The organism is Methylobacterium sp. ap11, from assembly GCF_900110515.1.
GTDB lineage: Bacteria > Pseudomonadota > Alphaproteobacteria > Rhizobiales > Beijerinckiaceae > Methylobacterium > Methylobacterium ajmalii.
Genome location: NZ_FOEB01000047.1, coordinates 1 through 14,558 on the forward strand (window position 1 = coordinate 1; position 14,558 = coordinate 14,558).

12 protein-coding genes and 5 pseudogenes are annotated in these 14,558 nt (G+C 65.1%); 9 read left to right on the top strand and 8 right to left on the bottom strand.

What is annotated here, in order from left to right; translation table 11 throughout:
- From BMX97_RS31515 to BMX97_RS31530, 5 genes and pseudogenes are all read left to right on the top strand, one after another.
- Positions 1 to 763 (top strand): annotated as a pseudogene (locus BMX97_RS31515) (transposase); the annotation flags it as partial.
- A 162-nt stretch (positions 764 to 925) separates the two neighbouring features.
- Positions 926 to 2,082, top strand: a pseudogene (locus BMX97_RS31520) (IS256 family transposase).
- Between the two features lie 561 nt (positions 2,083 to 2,643).
- A complete protein-coding gene (locus tag BMX97_RS32605) occupies positions 2,644 to 2,859 on the top strand; it encodes a hypothetical protein (RefSeq protein WP_143074774.1) in 216 nt (71 codons plus the stop codon).
- A 354-nt stretch (positions 2,860 to 3,213) separates the two neighbouring features.
- Complete coding sequence (locus BMX97_RS31525; RefSeq protein ID WP_244538755.1) at positions 3,214 to 4,134, top strand: KpsF/GutQ family sugar-phosphate isomerase; 921 nt, start codon at positions 3,214 to 3,216, stop codon at positions 4,132 to 4,134.
- 40 nt (positions 4,135 to 4,174) lie between these two features.
- A pseudogene (locus BMX97_RS31530) lies at positions 4,175 to 4,686 on the top strand (3-deoxy-8-phosphooctulonate synthase); the annotation flags it as partial.
- 6 nt (positions 4,687 to 4,692) lie between these two features.
- Here the strand turns inward: BMX97_RS31530 and BMX97_RS34110 are convergent.
- The 3 genes and pseudogenes from BMX97_RS34110 to BMX97_RS31545 all read right to left on the bottom strand — a co-directional run.
- Positions 4,693 to 4,941 (bottom strand): annotated as a pseudogene (locus tag BMX97_RS34110) (transposase); the annotation flags it as partial.
- A 69-nt stretch (positions 4,942 to 5,010) separates the two neighbouring features.
- A complete protein-coding gene (locus BMX97_RS31540; protein ID WP_091755046.1) occupies positions 5,011 to 5,310 on the bottom strand; it encodes a hypothetical protein in 300 nt (99 codons plus the stop codon).
- Positions 5,311 to 5,365: 55 nt separating this feature from the next.
- On the bottom strand, positions 5,366 to 5,599 hold the full coding sequence (locus tag BMX97_RS31545) for a hypothetical protein (protein ID WP_091755047.1): 234 nt from the start codon (positions 5,597 to 5,599) through the stop codon (positions 5,366 to 5,368).
- Between the two features lie 642 nt (positions 5,600 to 6,241).
- Here BMX97_RS31545 and BMX97_RS34115 point away from each other — a divergent pair.
- Both BMX97_RS34115 and BMX97_RS31555 read left to right on the top strand, forming a co-directional pair.
- Positions 6,242 to 6,637 (top strand): hypothetical protein, encoded by a 396-nt coding sequence (locus tag BMX97_RS34115; protein ID WP_244538756.1) that lies wholly within the window; start codon positions 6,242 to 6,244, stop codon positions 6,635 to 6,637.
- A 570-nt stretch (positions 6,638 to 7,207) separates the two neighbouring features.
- The gene (locus BMX97_RS31555; RefSeq protein ID WP_091755048.1) at positions 7,208 to 8,455 is read left to right on the top strand and encodes a pilus assembly protein TadG-related protein; all 1,248 of its coding nucleotides are present in this window, start codon (positions 7,208 to 7,210) and stop codon (positions 8,453 to 8,455) included.
- 114 nt (positions 8,456 to 8,569) lie between these two features.
- Here BMX97_RS31555 and BMX97_RS34120 read toward each other — a convergent pair whose 3' ends face one another.
- A complete protein-coding gene (locus tag BMX97_RS34120) occupies positions 8,570 to 8,758 on the bottom strand; it encodes a hypothetical protein (RefSeq protein WP_244538757.1) in 189 nt (62 codons plus the stop codon).
- Here BMX97_RS34120 and BMX97_RS34385 point away from each other — a divergent pair.
- Positions 8,744 to 8,906 (top strand): annotated as a pseudogene (locus tag BMX97_RS34385) (Y-family DNA polymerase); the annotation flags it as partial. The gene BMX97_RS34120 and the pseudogene BMX97_RS34385 sit on opposite strands and share 15 nt — an antisense overlap.
- A gap of 97 nt (positions 8,907 to 9,003) precedes the next feature.
- On the top strand, positions 9,004 to 9,597 hold the full coding sequence (locus tag BMX97_RS34390; protein ID WP_348273146.1) for a DinB/UmuC family translesion DNA polymerase: 594 nt from the start codon (positions 9,004 to 9,006) through the stop codon (positions 9,595 to 9,597).
- A gap of 131 nt (positions 9,598 to 9,728) precedes the next feature.
- On the opposite strand, the gene BMX97_RS31565 is transcribed toward BMX97_RS34390, so the two are convergent.
- From BMX97_RS31565 to BMX97_RS31585, 4 genes are all read right to left on the bottom strand, one after another.
- Positions 9,729 to 11,426: a methyl-accepting chemotaxis protein gene (locus BMX97_RS31565; RefSeq protein ID WP_091755049.1), complete on the bottom strand. Its 1,698-nt coding sequence runs from the start codon at positions 11,424 to 11,426 to the stop codon at positions 9,729 to 9,731.
- A gap of 344 nt (positions 11,427 to 11,770) precedes the next feature.
- On the bottom strand, positions 11,771 to 12,505 hold the full coding sequence (locus tag BMX97_RS31570) for an IS5 family transposase (protein WP_177202416.1): 735 nt from the start codon (positions 12,503 to 12,505) through the stop codon (positions 11,771 to 11,773).
- Between the two features lie 164 nt (positions 12,506 to 12,669).
- Positions 12,670 to 13,743, bottom strand: a complete 1,074-nt coding sequence (locus tag BMX97_RS31575; protein WP_143074775.1) for an alpha/beta hydrolase family protein — start codon at positions 13,741 to 13,743, stop codon at positions 12,670 to 12,672.
- A 518-nt stretch (positions 13,744 to 14,261) separates the two neighbouring features.
- Positions 14,262 to 14,558: transposase (locus BMX97_RS31585; protein WP_143074776.1), on the bottom strand; the 297-nt coding region annotated here is incomplete at its 5' end.

Genomic DNA, 14,558 nt, shown 5'->3' on the forward strand with positions numbered 1-14,558 from the left:
GGGCGCCGCGACGGTCGACCCCGAGCGGCTGACCCGTGCCGAGCGTCTGCGGTACGAAGGTTATCTGCGTCGGGAGGCGACGGGCGAGGCGATCCTAGCCCTCTCGCGGCAAGGGGTGCCGATCAAGACGATCGCTCGCACGACCGGCCACAGCCGCAAGCTCGTCCGCAACGTGGTGCGCGGCCTGACGGGCGACGTGTTCCGCTCCCGCCAGAGCAGCCTGGAGGTTCATCTGCCCTGGCTGGAGGGCGAGTGGAAGGCGGGCTGCCGGAACGGGGCGGAGCTGTGGCGGCAACTTCGTGCGAGAGGGTTCACCGGTAGTCTGCGGGTGGTCGGAGAGCGGGCGACACGGCAGCGCCGCAGCGAGCAGGTCCCGGATGGCGCACCCGGCCAGGTTCCGTCGGCTCGTCGGCTCGCGCGTCTGCTGACGATCGCGCGGGATGGCTTGACGAAAGCCGACGCGGTGGTCGTGGCGAATGTCGAGACCGAGGTGACGGGGCTCGTGGAGGCTCGCTCCCTCATCAGCGCCTTCCAGGCGATGGTTCGGAAGCGGCGTCACGCTGACCTCGATGGCTGGATCGAGAGGGCGGCTGCCAGCCTGCTGGGATCCTTTGCGGCGGGGCTCGTGAAGGACAAGGCAGCCGTCGCTGCCGCGTTGACGGAGCCGTGGTCGAACGGACAGACCGAAGGCCAGATCACCCGCTTGAAGCTGGTGAAGCGGCAGATGTTCGGCCGTGCCAATCTTGACCTGCTCGAAGCTCGGGGTCGTGTCCCTTGGAGTGGTGTAGCTGGACGAGAGCGGGAGAGCCCGCCTGCGCGCCTTCCACAGCGCTGTAGCAGGCGGGGTCTCTCGCGGGGGTGGCCATCGGCGGTAACGGGTTAGGATCGGGTTGCTGATACCAACCCTGAACCCGGGAAACCCCCGATGACCGATGCCGTTATGAGCCTGCGGGCGCTGGCTGAGAAGAGTGCGGACGCGGACGTGCTGCGCGAGATGATCGGCTTTGCCGCGCAACGTCTGATGGAGCTGGAGGTGGGCGGCCTGACCGGCGCGGCCCATGGCGAGAAGACCCCGGAGCGGCTGGCCCAGCGCAACGGCAACCGTGACCGGGACTGGCAGACACGGGCTGGTACCGTCGAACTGCGCATCCCGAAGCTGTGGACGGGCAGCTACTTCCCGAGCTTCCTGGAGCCGCTCAGCCGGATGTGCCAGGAGATCGTCCTTCGACAAGCTCGAGATGAGGGAGCGGGTGAACGCCTTCCTGAACCGGCCGATCGAGGGCGAGTGGCCGTATCTCTGGATCGACGCCACCTACGTGAAGGTGCGCCAGAACCATCGTATCGTCTCGGTGGCCGTCATCGTGGCGGTGGGCGTCAACACGGATGGGCGGCGCGAGGTGCACCCATCGTGGCCTGCCACGATGGGAACCCGTGCTGGGCCTAGACATCGGCCCGTCGGAGGCCGAGACCCCGGGTCAAGTCCGGGGCAAGCTCTTCTGGACCGATTTCCTGCGCAAGCTGGCCCGACGCGGCCTGCGCGGGGTCAAGCTGGTGATCTCGGACGCCCACGAGGGCATCAAGGCCTCGGTCGCCACGGTGATGACCGCGTCCTGGCAGTGGTGCCGGGTGCACTTCATGCGCAACGTCCTGGCCCATGCCGGTCGCTCGGGCCGGCGCGTCGTCTCGGCCTTCATCGCCACCGCCTTCGCCCAGGACGACGCCGAGGCCGCCCGCCAGCAGTGGCGACGGGTCGCCGATCAGCTCCGGTCCAAGGTCCCGAAGCTGGCCGCCCTGATGGATACGGCCGAAACCGACGTCTTGGCCTACATGGGCTTCCCGGCGGCTCACCGGGCCAAGCTGCACTCGACCAACCCGTTGGAGCGCGTGAACGGCGAGATCAAGCGCCGCACCGAGGTCGTCGGCATCTTCCCCGACGAGTCTTCGAGCCGCAGGCTCGTCAGCGCGATCCTGCTCGAGCAGAACGACGAGTGGGCCGTGCAACGCTGCCGCTACATGACTCTGGAAAGCATCGCCCCGATCGGCGATGATCCCCTCGTCAGCCTGCCAAACATCGCAGTCTGACCAGTCCGGCCGTGCCGGTCAGCGTGGTGGCCCTCACCAAGCTACACCACGCCCAGGGACACGAGCCTGGTCGAGACCCTCAGCAACGAGGAGGCAATCGATAAAATCTGATGCGGCTCTGGCACGAGCCATGTTGCAGCGCGGCCCTTGTTGCCGGAATAAGGTTACGGCAGGATGGCGCCGCATCCCGCACGGATGAAGGGCGCGACCGAGATCCGTCGCAAGGTGAGAGACGGACCGTGCTTTTCGAACTGTCAAGACAGAGCGAGACTATCGCATGAGTTCACGGCTGAAGTTCCATGTCTCCTACGACAGCCGCGAGGACATTGCATGGCAAGCGTGCCGGCTTTCTCTTAACCGCCACGCCACCATCCCGGTCGAGATTTATCCCCTGCGTCAGGAAACTGTGCGCGAACTCGGACTTTATACCCGCCCGCAGGACAAGTGCGCAGCGACCGAGTTTTCCCTGACGCGGTTCCTCGTGCCCTACATCGTCGCCTACGAGGGCTGGACTGTATTCGTGGATTGCAACTTCCTTTCACGACGGATGTTGCCCGGCTGGTGGAGGCCCTCGATCCGGCCAAGGCGGCCTGTGTCGTGCAGCATGATTACGTGCCGCGCTCGGCCAGCAAGATGGACGGGCAGGTGCAGACAACCTATCCGCGCAAGAATTGGTCATCCTCCATGGCGTTCAACGGCGCGAACCCTGCAATCAAGGCGCTGACCTCTGAATTGGTCAACACTCAGAGTCCGGCTTTCCTTCACCGTTTGTTTTAGTTCGAGGATAAAGACCTCGGCACGCTCGAACGCGGCTGGAACTTCCTTGAGGGTGACTACGACTAACCAGAAGAAATTCCTTATGAGGTCCATTATACGAACGGCGGCCCATGGTTCCCGAATCGCCAGGATGTCGATTCTGCTTAATTTCGGTCTGCAGAGCGTGACCGATATAAAAGGCACGCGAGATAGCTTGATGCGACGCTTGCCGCAAAATTTCCATACCGTTGTATGTAGCCTGGTGGAATGATAGAAAATCCCGTCACCTTGCATCAAGACGCCCCGTGGATTGACGACGATCCAGGTTCCGACGCGGCCGTTCGGGCCACAGGCATCGGTAGCCTCCAAGTCGGCATGCAGGCCATGCAGGAACTCGCCGAGGCGCTGGAAGGCGACCTCGGCACACCATTTGAGAAAGCAGTTGGCACGATCTTGCGGACGCGGGGCCGCCTCATCGTATCAGGCATCGGGAAGAGCGGACATATCGGCCGTAAAATTGCGGCGACGCTCGCCTCAACCGGCACGCTCGCGTTCTTTGTGCATCCGAGCGAGGCCAGCCACGGCGATCTCGGCATGATCGCCAAGGACGATACAGTGCTGGCGCTCTCGTGGTCGGGCGAGACGAGTGAGCTTGGCGATCTCATAGCCTTCACCCGCCGCTTCTCGATTCCGCTGATCGCGATGACCTGGAACGCGGCGAGCACGCTGGGCCGGGCCGCCGACGTCCTCCTGAACCTGCCACGGGTGCGCGAAAGCTGCCCGCACGATCTTGCACCGACCTCGTCGAGTCTCATCCAGCTCGCGATGGGCGATGCCCTCGCGGTGGCCCTGCTCGCGCGGCGCGGCTTCACGAGCTCACATTTCCGAACCTTCCATCCGGGCGGCAACCTCGCGGCCCGGCTCAAAACTGTGCGCCAGCTGATGCATGTCGGGGACGAGGTCCCTCTTGTCACGCACGGCACCCTCATGGGCGACGTGCTGCTGGCGATCGCGGGGCGGCGCTTCGGCTGCGTAGGCGTAGTCGATGGTGCCGGCCTACTCGTGGGTATTGTGACGGACGGCGATCTACGCCGCCATATCGGCCCTGGCCTCCTGACGATGCCTGTCGAGATTGTGATGACGTACGATCCGCTGGCGATCGAGCCATCACTGCTCGCGAGCGCCGCGCTCGAGATCATGAACCGTCGACGCGTTACGGCGTTGTTCGTGGTTGAGGAGGGCCGGCCGACGGGCATCTTGCACGTCCACGATCTGCTGCGCGCGGGCATCGTTTAGAGGTTCGCCCCGTAACACAGTTCAGGCAGGGTGATTTTCGATGACTACAGTTTTTGCAGGCACTCAAAACGGCCCCGTAGTGCAGGTGCGTGACATCGACTTCGCCAATCACCTGCCGCTGCCTCTGATCGCCGGCCCCCGCCAGTTGGAGGGGCGCGGCCATGCCCGTGAGGTCGCCGCTGCCCTCACGGAGATGGCACGGGACCTCGGCATCGGCCTCGTCTGCAAATAATCCTTCGATAAGGCCAACCGCACCTCCAACCGTACCGCCCGCGGCATCGGTCTCGACGAGACACTGCCGATTTTTGCTGAGATCCGCGAGAGCCTGGGTCTACCGATCCTCACAAACGTGCATGAACCCGAGCAATGCACCCGCGCGGCCCAGGTTGTGGAGATCCTTCAGATCCCGCGTTCCTGTGCCGCCAGACCGACCTGCTATTGGCTGCCGCCCGAACCGGTCGTGCAGTCAACGTCAAAAAGGGGCAGTTCCTTGCCCCCTGTGACATGATGCACGTCGCTGCCAAAGTGACGCAGGCAGGCAACCCGAATGTCAACGTGGAACCGACGATGGGCCGAGGACGACGTACTGATCCCGGTCGCGGTGAGGGCGTTCCACTGGCAGCCGGTGCGCAACACGAAAAAGATCGCGTCTATCGAAGCCCGATCGGACACGCGCGGGCTGTGGCAGCCGAGCGGATGGCGCGGCCGGCGCGGCAACAGCGGCTCCATCCGCAGCCAGAGATCGTCCGGGATGCACCAGCCGTCGTCCGCTACCGCAGGACGCCGGCCAGCCTGGCCCTTGAGCATCAACATCCCTGAGAGATGGGCCTCCGACAACCCCATGACACCCTACAGACCCCCTACCGAGATAGCCTCTCAGGAGACCTTCTCCCCATGGAAGGTCTCGATCGAGTCCATGACCTTGTCGGCATTCGCGTCGTCGACCTGAACCGAAACACGGACCTTCCCGCGCAGCGCAGGCTCACCGTCCGTGTCGGACTTCAGGTGCCCATCCTCGACGTCCGCTCGCGCCGCTTCCGTCCCGGCCGTGTTCTCGCTCGATGCCGGCCCGATGCTGACTGCCTTCCGGTCCACGTCGTGCTCCTGCACGATGTGCTCGACCGCCATCTCGGCGTCCCGGCGCGATCTGAAATCGGCTGTAATGGTCTTCGGCATGGGGAACTCCGGCGTGCGTGGATGCAGGTCGGCAACAAGCTCCCTCGGGGAAAGTTCAGCCCAGGTCGTAAGCGCCCACGGCGTACGCGCGGCGGCTTACGGCCGGCCACTCGTTCGCACGGCGCAGCGGGATCCGAGCTTCGATCAGGAGGTCGTCGTCGAGCAGACCTTGAGCCACCTCGATCGAGGCTTCGGGGAAGGCCTCCAGAATAGCACGCGCGGCCGCATCGATATGCGCCTCGCGCTCGGGGCCGTACTCAATCAGAACGTGTTTGAGGACGCTGAGCATGCCCGCGGTGTACCTGGCCTAGGTCTCCACTCGATAGTGCACGCGAGCCACGGGCTTCTGTCGGATCAGGGCAGCAGCGGGTTCAGCACCGGCGCCAGCGCAAGGCCGAGGACGATGCCCAAAGCAGGATATGCCGGACATGGGCCTCCGAGCCGTACCAGTGACCCGGAGGATGATCGCGGCAAACGCCCGGCTCCTCGTCACGGCGTTCGAGGCCGCCAGGATCGTGTCCATCCCCGAGAACGGGGTGGGACCGGCCTCAGGATGCGCAAGCCGGCCGGCGGGCCGTTCTTTTGCGGACAGCGGGCCGGAGTGAGCTGCCGATGACCAGAGCAGTTCGGGTGTCCGACATCGTGTGTGCGCCTCCCTACAGGATGGGGAGGCACCATCCTCCGGCTGGCCCAGGTCCATCAGCTGGCATCGGGGGAGATGAGGAGACGCGACCGATGGGCCTGGGAAGCACCATGCCGGAAACCCTCGGTCTGGTTCGAGGTTGCCCGCTTGGCGGCCAGCCCCCTGCCGGCCTTTACGAAGCACGCGAGGGCCGCGAGGCCGGTCTTCCGGATCGGCAAGCCACGGCTCACGTGGCTGGTGAGGGATGGGGTGTCGCGGTCGGTGCCGCTTTGGAAGGACGAGCGGGACATGCTGGCCGCGGCCGAGCCCCGAGCCTTCGCGGCGGCGCAAGCCGGCGGCGAGGGCCCGGGGTTGCACATTCACCACGTCTGCACTGATCCCGGCACCCTGCCGCACCTCCTCCCGCAAGCATCTCCTTCTGACCGGAGCGAACCCGACACCATGAGTGAACAGCGCGACGTGACCACCCAGGACGGCACCGCCTGGACCTGCATCGAGGCGCTCGCCGACATGCCGGAGGCCGCGAAGGAGAAGCTCGCCGGCGAGGGACGCCGGGCCGTGGTGTGCACGCCATCGGGCGGCGCGCATTCGGTGCGGCTGTCGCTGGCCGAGGACTGGCGCGGGATGGCAGATGCCGATCTTGCCGCCGCGATCGAGGCGGCACTCGCGCGAGACCGACGCTGAGGACCGTTCGAAACAGCCGACGCCGCAGACCGACCTGCTCTGCAGCATCGACCGCCAGCAGTCCCGCCACTACGGCCACGGCTCCCCAGCGGGAACTTGGCCTCCCCCATGCCGTTGATTCGTTGATCTCATCGGACCCGAGACCCCGCCTCCAGCCCCGCCGGCAGCCGCCGAGCGGGGCTTTTTCGTACCTGCCTCTGAGCGCAGCTTCATCGTTTCGTCATCGAGCCGGCTTAACGGTGACGAACTACCCGAGAAAACTTCAGCCCGCTCGGCTCACCGCCGTGGCGGGTTTTTCGTGTCCAGCGCCTCACCCACCGCTGACCTGCCCCATGATGTGCCCACCACCTGACCGACCTTGGCGACGATCGCCGCGCCCTCAGTTCCGAGACCGTCCGGAGCAGGCTGGTGCGCAAACCATTAACTGCCATAAAATTTACCTTTCAGACCCTATCGACGTTTTGTCCTGAGCATATATTTTTATGCTGCAGGAAAAACTGATGAATTCGTAGGCTGCAAGCAATAATAACCCCTGCGTGCATACTGCTTATTTCAGTGCGGCCATCAAATATGCTCGACGTGTGCAGTTTTATGCGCATAATCCGCCTACAATTACGGCAGATTTTACAGTGTGAGCGTGGCACGATCGTCGTGCTGTTCAGTCTCCTCCTGCCAATTCTTGCGATGGGATCGGTGGGCGTGGCTGAGCTGGCCGAAGTAATGCTCGCGAAGTCGAACCTTCAAGGCTATGTCGATGCCGCGGCCATCCAGGGCGCCGGCGAATTCGGCGTCGACCAGTCAACGGCCACGGTGGAGCGGGCGCGTCTCTACGCCGAGACCATGGCGACGCCCCTGCGCCTGCGCTGGACCATCGCCTCGACTGCCGCGGTCGACACCGTTGCACGCGCGGTCACGGTCAGTCTGACGGCCCATCGCGCCTCGTTCTTCGGCAGCCTGCTACCGCCCGGGGGGTGGACCCTGGCTGCGTCGGCCACCGCCATCCGCACGGCCCGCAAGCCGCTCTGCGTGCTGGGCTCGCATGCCGACAGCCAGGATAGCGTGATTGTGACCGACAGTTCCGCGATCGCGGCCAGGGATTGCGTGGTTCAGAGCAACGCCAACCTGACGGTGGGCCGCGCGGCCAGTCTCTCGGCCGGGGAAGCGCGGGCGTCCGGGAGCGCCTCGGGGGCGATCCTGCCGGCGCCGATCACAGATGCGCCCCCGATCGCAGACCCGTTTGCGAACCTCACGATCCGCGTGCCCCTGCTCTGCAGCTCGACCTTCATCAGCATCGGGGGCGGCACGACCTATCTCAAGCCGGGGGTCCATTGCGGCGGCATCTCGCTGCTCGGCAACGCCACGATCGTGCTGGAGCCCGGCGAGCATTACTTCGTCGGGCCGAGCCTCAGCATTGGCGGGCAGACCTCAATCACCGGCAGCGATGTCGTCGTGATTCTGAAGGGGCTGGAGACGGCGCAGTTCACGGCGAATTCCGTGCTCCAGCTGGAGGGCCGCAAGAGCGGGCCCTATGCCGGCTTCGTCCTGATCACGGATCGCAGCTACACCGGCACGGTCGAGATCTCGACAAACAACGCCCGCAAGCTCCTCGGCACGATCTATCTTCCCAATGCCAAGCTGACGGTGAAGGGCAACAACAGGGTTGCCGATCAGTCGGCCTGGACGGTGATCGTCGCGCGCGACATTCGGACAGAGGGGAATGCGCGCCTGACCGTCAATTCGAATTACAGCTCGTCGACCATCCCCGTACCGTCGGGTGTCGGACCACCCCGAGACCAACCCGTGCGCTTATCCGAGTAGCCCTACCCCGAGGGTTGGCGGGATCTATCAACCGTCCTCGCCATAGGCGCAGCATGGGTGCGGACGCCACTTGTCGATAGTCGCGGTCTCATTTTCTCCAGTGCCCATGCATCGTCAGCCACCGCTGACCTGCTCCGCGAAGTCCTCCGGCACCTCACCGAATTGCCCGAGGATCGTCGCGCTCTCGAGTTCACCCGTCTCGCCGTCCGCCACGATCCGCAGCACCGCTGTCCCCGGCATCCGAATGGCGATCGCTTCGCCCCACACTGCTAGTGCTCCTGTGAGCGCGTGTTCGACCCGCAGCTCGCCGGCGTGCCGGTGATCGTGCTCTCGAACGACGACGGCTGCGCCATTGCTCGCACCGCCGAGGCCAACGCGCTCGGCATCCGCATGGGCGAGCCGTATTCTAAGGATCCGCGACCTGTGCCGGCGGCAGAAGGTGCGGGTGTTCTTCCTCGACGAGGCGGAGCGAGCAGGCTGGCTGGTCGCGGTCAGGGTCGGAGATGTCTGGGGCATTGGGGCAGGCGTCGCTATTACGCCTGGAGGCCATGGCCTTCGACACGGTGGCGGACCTGCGCCACTTCGATCCTTGGCCGGCCCGGGCGTCCCTGACGGTGGTAGGCGCGCGCATCAACCACAAGCTACGCGGCCGCGCCGGCTTGCTGCTCGATATCGTGCCGGCCCGGCGCAAGGGGTGCGCCGTCACCCGCAGCTTCTCCAGACGGATCAACGAGCGGATCGTGCTGGAGCAGGCGGTAGCAGCGCACGCCATACGCCTCGGCAAGAGGCTGCGGCGCGACGGGCTCGCGGTCTCAGCCGTCGCGGTCTTCGAGCACGACCGCGGCAACCCGATGCGCTCGGTCTCGACGGTAGTGCACCAGCCGGAGGCGACGAACGACACCCGGCACCTGATCCAGGCGGCGCTTCACGGGGTCGCCAAGACCTGGAAGGAGCAGGGACCGACGCCCTGGCGCTATAGCAAGGCGGGGTTAGTCATGAAGGATCCCGTTCCACTCAAGGAGGCGCCTCGCCCGCTGTTCGGCGCGCTCGATCAGGAGAAGTTCGGGGTGCTGATGTCAGCCATCGACGTCTGCAACAGCCAATTCGGTCTTGGGGCCGTAGTGCCGGCGCGGGCGGGGTAGGTGAAAAAGCGCACCTGGTCGACCAAGTTCGAGATGCGCTCGCTGCGGTTCATGACCCGGTTGAGTGAAGTGCCAAGCGTGTCCGCAGTGCACTGACCGCTGGACGCTCCGTCACCACCCAAACTGAATGCTCAGGCTGCGCGCACCGTATCGAGGAAGCGCGCAACCTCTGCCGTGAGGTGCTCGGAGTGTCGCGACAGCTCGGAGGCCGAGACAAGAACTTGGCTCGCCGCCGCGCCGGTATCCTCCGCCGCACCTGCCACACCGGCAATGTTACCTGTCACCTCGCCGGTGCCCGACGCCGCCTGGCTGACGTTTCGCACGATCTCCTGAGTTGCCGCACCCTGCTCCTCCACCGCCGCGGCGATCGAGATCGACACACCGGAGATCTCCTTGATCCGTTCTGTGATCTGGTTGATCGCACCGGCCGCCTGGCCGGTAGAGGCCTGGATCGCCGCGATCTGGCTGGTGATTTCCTCCGTCGCGCGTGCAGTCTGGCCAGCCAACTCCTTGACTTCCGCTGCGACCACCGCGAAGCCGCGGCCAGCCGCACCGGCACGGGCTGCCTCGATGGTGGCGTTCAACGCGAGCAAGTTGGTCTGGGCGGCGATCGACGAGATCAGCCCAACCACGTCGCCAATGCGGGCGGTGGCCTGCGTCAGCGCCTGCACCTCATGGGCCATCTCTCCCGCTTCCGCGACCGTAGTCTGAGCCAGCCGGGCCGAACCGTCGACCTGACGGCCGATCTCAGCCACCGAGGCGCCGAGTTCCTCCGCCGCCGCCGCGACGGTGCCGACATTCGAAGAGGCCTCCTCGGCAGCGGCCGCGACGGCGGTGGATTGCGCGGCGGTCTGCGTCGCAGTGGCAGTCATCATCTGGGCGGTGGCTTGCAACTCGGTCGCCGAGGCAGAGACCTGTCCGACGATGCCACCCACTGCTGCCTCGAAGCCGTCGGCCATTTCCATCATCGCGCGTTTGCGCGCGGCGCTAGCCGCTTCGTCGGCACGCCGCTTCACCTCGGCCTCCTCGGCAGCCTTGCGGGCGACCATCGCCTTGATGCTTTCGACCGCCCTGGCGACGGCGCCGATCTCGTCACCGCGCGTGGCCTCCTTGATCTCGGTCTCGATCTCGCCTCGTGCCATCCGTTGCAGCACGTCCACCAAACTGGCCAGCGGACGGGTAATCGCGAACACGACGATCGTGCTGGCAAGGACGAGCGCCGTTGCCAAGCCAGCGAGCGCGAAGATGATCAATGTGCGCGTGCTATCAGTGACATTCGCAGCCGAACGTTCCTTCGCGGCAGCCAACTCCTTGGCTTGGGCCGTGGATCGTTCGGCCATCCATTCATTCAGCTTGAGGCGCGCGGGGATGCCGACATCGCGGGCCACTCGAAAGGCCTCGTCGCTCTGACGGCGCAGCATGAGTTCAGACACGCGATCGAGGGTCGCAAAGAAGCTTTCGACATCTCGGCGAAACGCTTCGTTGAAGGCGCGTCGCTCCGGCGTGTCCGATAGGGCAACGAGGCGTTCGATGGCCTCGCGTGCTTCAATCATGCCCGCCTGCTGGTGTGTCTTAAACCGAGCCTGTGTCTGCGGATCTCTCTCGAGCAGCATATTGCGGTCCATGACGGTGGCCTCGGCGATGCCACCGCGCACATGGACGAGTGCATCTAGGCGCGCTGCCTGAACGTCGGCAATCCGCGCCGTCTGCTGCGATAAATGCTGCATGACCGCCGCGGAATAGGTAATGAGACCAGCCCCAATCGCAATCATGACCGCGAAAGGCAATGCAATTTTAAGTAGAAACTTAGCATCACGAGCAAAATTCATGGCTGTCTGTCCAGATTGCTAGGTAGCTTGTTCTGTGGCATGTTCGTAGAGAGAGGCTCATAAATATTTATTATTCGTGTTAGCTCTCAACTTTACCGGCGTGAATTTGTGTACAATGGGTTTCCGATTGCATTGGAGCAATGATGGCTGAATTCAATATCTTGTATGCATTATGTAAATACAACTCATAGTTTTATATTGGCGCGACGTAGCACGAAGTTGCCCTGGTTCACGGCGCGGTTGATCGAGGTGTCGATGGTGAACGCAACCGTTCGGTGAGATCGGCTGCACCTGGGTGGCTCAACGACGACGCCGGGCCTCAGAGCCTGTTTGAGTGGCTGATTTTATGCTGGATTATTGAGTGCGGTCAGAGCCCCCAGGCAGGCAACGAAGGTGAGGCGGCCGGTCGCGACGTCGAGGCGACCGGCCCGTTCGCGCAGCAATCCGCCCCAGTGGCTGAGCCAGCCCAAGGTCCGCTCGACCACCCAGCGCCGCTTGAGCACGACGAAGCCCTTCTGATCCGGCTGCTTGCGCACCACCTCGCAGCGCATGCCGTGCAGGTTGCACCACTCCTCGCAGCGCCTGGCCCGGAACACGCCATCGAAGATCGCCAGGCGCAGGCTCAGCCACTGCTCCTTACCGGCATCCAACGCCGGCAGCGTGTCGCAATCCTGCACATCGGCGGGCACGACGGTCACGGCCAGGATGAAGCCTTCGGCGTCCACCATCAGCACGCGCTTACGTCCAACCAGCTTCTTGGCTCCGTCGTAGCCGCGCGGCCCACGTACCCCGATACACTTGACGCTCTGGGTGTCGATGATCGCCAACCGCGGCTGCGGGCGACGACCGCAGCGACGCCGCTGGCGGCGGGCCAAGGCCCGCATCAGGATCTCGAACACGCCCTTCTCGATCCAGCGCCGGAACCAGCCGTAGACCGTGCGCCAGGGCGGAAACCCCGCCGGCAGGGCGCGCCAAGCACTGCCGACCCGCAGATGCCAGGCGATCGCCGCCACGACTTGGCGGGCGGGTGTCGCGCTCGCGCTGCCGGGTGGGTCGGCGCGCTCCACCAGGCGGGCCATCTCGTCCAGGCCTGCCTGGACAACTATGTTCTTGAGGCGCGCCTCGTGACGCGTCCGATGTCGGTCCGTCCACATCTGCTCTTGCCTCCGCCCGGCCAGGCGGAGCCCAGGTTGTTCCTAGCAAGACAGAGGGGGACGGCCGGCAAAGGGCCTCAAACAGGCTCTCAGGCACGCCGCTTCTTGACCAAATGCCGCGTATCGAGTTGGAACGGCGTCGGGGCCGCAGCCAGGATTGGCTTCCACGTCGCGCTCCAGTCTTCGAGGGGAGCGGGATTTGACCTGTAGACGAGGTCGAGGAAGGCGAGCCCGACCTCGGCGGTGGCCCGCTTCACCAAGGGGTTCAGCGGCCCCCCGTTCCGCAGGGAGCGGTCGGTGAAAACGCTGTGGGGACCGCCCTGGAACACGACCAGGGTCTTCTGGGGAGTTGGGATCGCCGCGTAGACGTCGATGCGGTCCCGGACGGGCGAATAGCGCCCTGGGATGCGGATCGTGTCCTCCGTCGTAGTCACATGGAGCGTAGGGACAGTGACCGAAGCGAGAACCGCCGCGAGGTCGGTCTCGCCGTAGAAGGGCGGCGCCGAGATCACGATGCTCGCCGTGAAGCGCGGGTCCCGGAAGCCCAAGGGCTTCCCGTCGCGGATCACCTGGGCACCGGTGAGGATCAGCGTCGTGTTCGCCCCGAAGGAGTGCCCGGCTGCGACGATGCGCTTGCGGTCGATGGCGGCATGGAAGGGGCTGTCACGCTGCAGCAGGCGGTCGAGGCCGAAGCTCACGTCGCGCGTGCGTTCGATGGCCTCGCGCTCATCCGCCGCGCCCCCGAGGCGGTCGAGGAGCATGAGAGGGTTGCCCCGCCACAGCGTCTCGTCGCTGCCGACGTGCTGGATGTGCAGACTGGCAGTACCGCGTCCCGACCATCCCTCGCCGAGGTAGCTGTAGCCCTTCCTGGAGCCGCCGAGCCCGTGGGAGAAGACGATCAAGGGGACCGGACCGTTCCGTGTCGAGGTGGCCGGCCAATAGAGCCGGGCCGGCACCGCGCGGTCGCGGGCCGCGTCGACCCATTCGAAGTCGATGAACCTGGCCTCGTCGGTCGCTGGCAGCGCCATGGCCGGCCGGCGTACGAGCAGGCTTCCGGCACCAGCCGCCAGCACCATGGCGCCGAAGCGGCGGCGGTCGAGACCATGCGAGGTTGCTTCGGTGGAGGTGGGCGGCTCAGATGGTGCGGCGTCGAAGATGACCATGGATGTCTCGTAGGAGCCCGGCTGTCGGATCGTACCGACCAAAACCTTGTGGCTTCGGTTTGACGCTGGTGGGGTCGGTCGGATGTGTTCCCTCGCACGAGTTCGAGCCTGAAATCGCGGACCTTGCTAAAGATCGGTTCAGGATTCAAAACTGCGGCGCGGAGCACCATGGGCGATCAGCGCCGCTTGACGAGACCAGTAGCGACCGATCGTCAACGATTCCGGCCATCTGCAACCGCCCGTCGTCGGTCGTATCGTCGATCCCCGCAACGGCCTTCGAAAGGCGATCGCCTCTCAGACCGGCGAGGCTCTCGTGCGACGCGACGAGGTCGAAGACCTTTAGCCACCTATCGCGGAAGAAGGCGCCGGCACCCGTCGTCCGGGTCCCGTGATACGTCCGCAGGGACGCTCCGTTTAAGAGCGTCGGCCAGATTGCGATTAGGCGTGGAATAAGGACCCCGTTTCCGGGGTGATCGGCGTCCAAACGGGGGTCTGACGCACTCTCGGTGCAGATGAGTTCACGCTGCGCCAACCAGCCGAGCTTCGAGCAGGTCAAGATTGGCACGGCCGAACATCTGCCGCTTCACCAGCTTCAAGCGGGTGATCTGGCCTTCGGTCTGTCCGTTCGACCACGGCTCCGTCAACGCGGCAGCGACGGCTGCCTTGTCCTTCACGAGCCCCGCCGCAAAGGATCCCAGCAGGCTGGCAGCCGCCCTCTCGATCCAGCCATCGAGGTCAGCGTGACGCCGCTCCCGAACCATCGCCTGGAAGGCGCTGACGAGGGAGCGAGCCTCCACGAGCCCCGTCACCTCGGT

What these genes read in the sequence shown, in the direction of transcription:
- BMX97_RS31525 (WP_244538755.1), top strand. Translation starts at nt 3,214, where the DNA reads ATGCAGGCCATGCAGGAACTCGCCGAGGCGCTGGAAGGCGACCTCGGC.
- BMX97_RS31540 (WP_091755046.1), bottom strand. Translation starts at nt 5,310, where the DNA reads ATGCCGAAGACCATTACAGCCGATTTCAGATCGCGCCGGGACGCCGAG.
- BMX97_RS31545 (WP_091755047.1), bottom strand. Translation starts at nt 5,599, where the DNA reads ATGCTCAGCGTCCTCAAACACGTTCTGATTGAGTACGGCCCCGAGCGC.
- BMX97_RS34115 (WP_244538756.1), top strand. Translation starts at nt 6,242, where the DNA reads ATGCTGGCCGCGGCCGAGCCCCGAGCCTTCGCGGCGGCGCAAGCCGGC.
- BMX97_RS31555 (WP_091755048.1), top strand. Translation starts at nt 7,208, where the DNA reads ATGCTCGACGTGTGCAGTTTTATGCGCATAATCCGCCTACAATTACGG.
- BMX97_RS34390 (WP_348273146.1), top strand. Translation starts at nt 9,004, where the DNA reads ATGGCCTTCGACACGGTGGCGGACCTGCGCCACTTCGATCCTTGGCCG.
- BMX97_RS31565 (WP_091755049.1), bottom strand. Translation starts at nt 11,426, where the DNA reads ATGAATTTTGCTCGTGATGCTAAGTTTCTACTTAAAATTGCATTGCCT.
- BMX97_RS31570 (WP_177202416.1), bottom strand. Translation starts at nt 12,505, where the DNA reads ATGGCCCGCCTGGTGGAGCGCGCCGACCCACCCGGCAGCGCGAGCGCG.
- BMX97_RS31575 (WP_143074775.1), bottom strand. Translation starts at nt 13,743, where the DNA reads ATGGTCATCTTCGACGCCGCACCATCTGAGCCGCCCACCTCCACCGAA.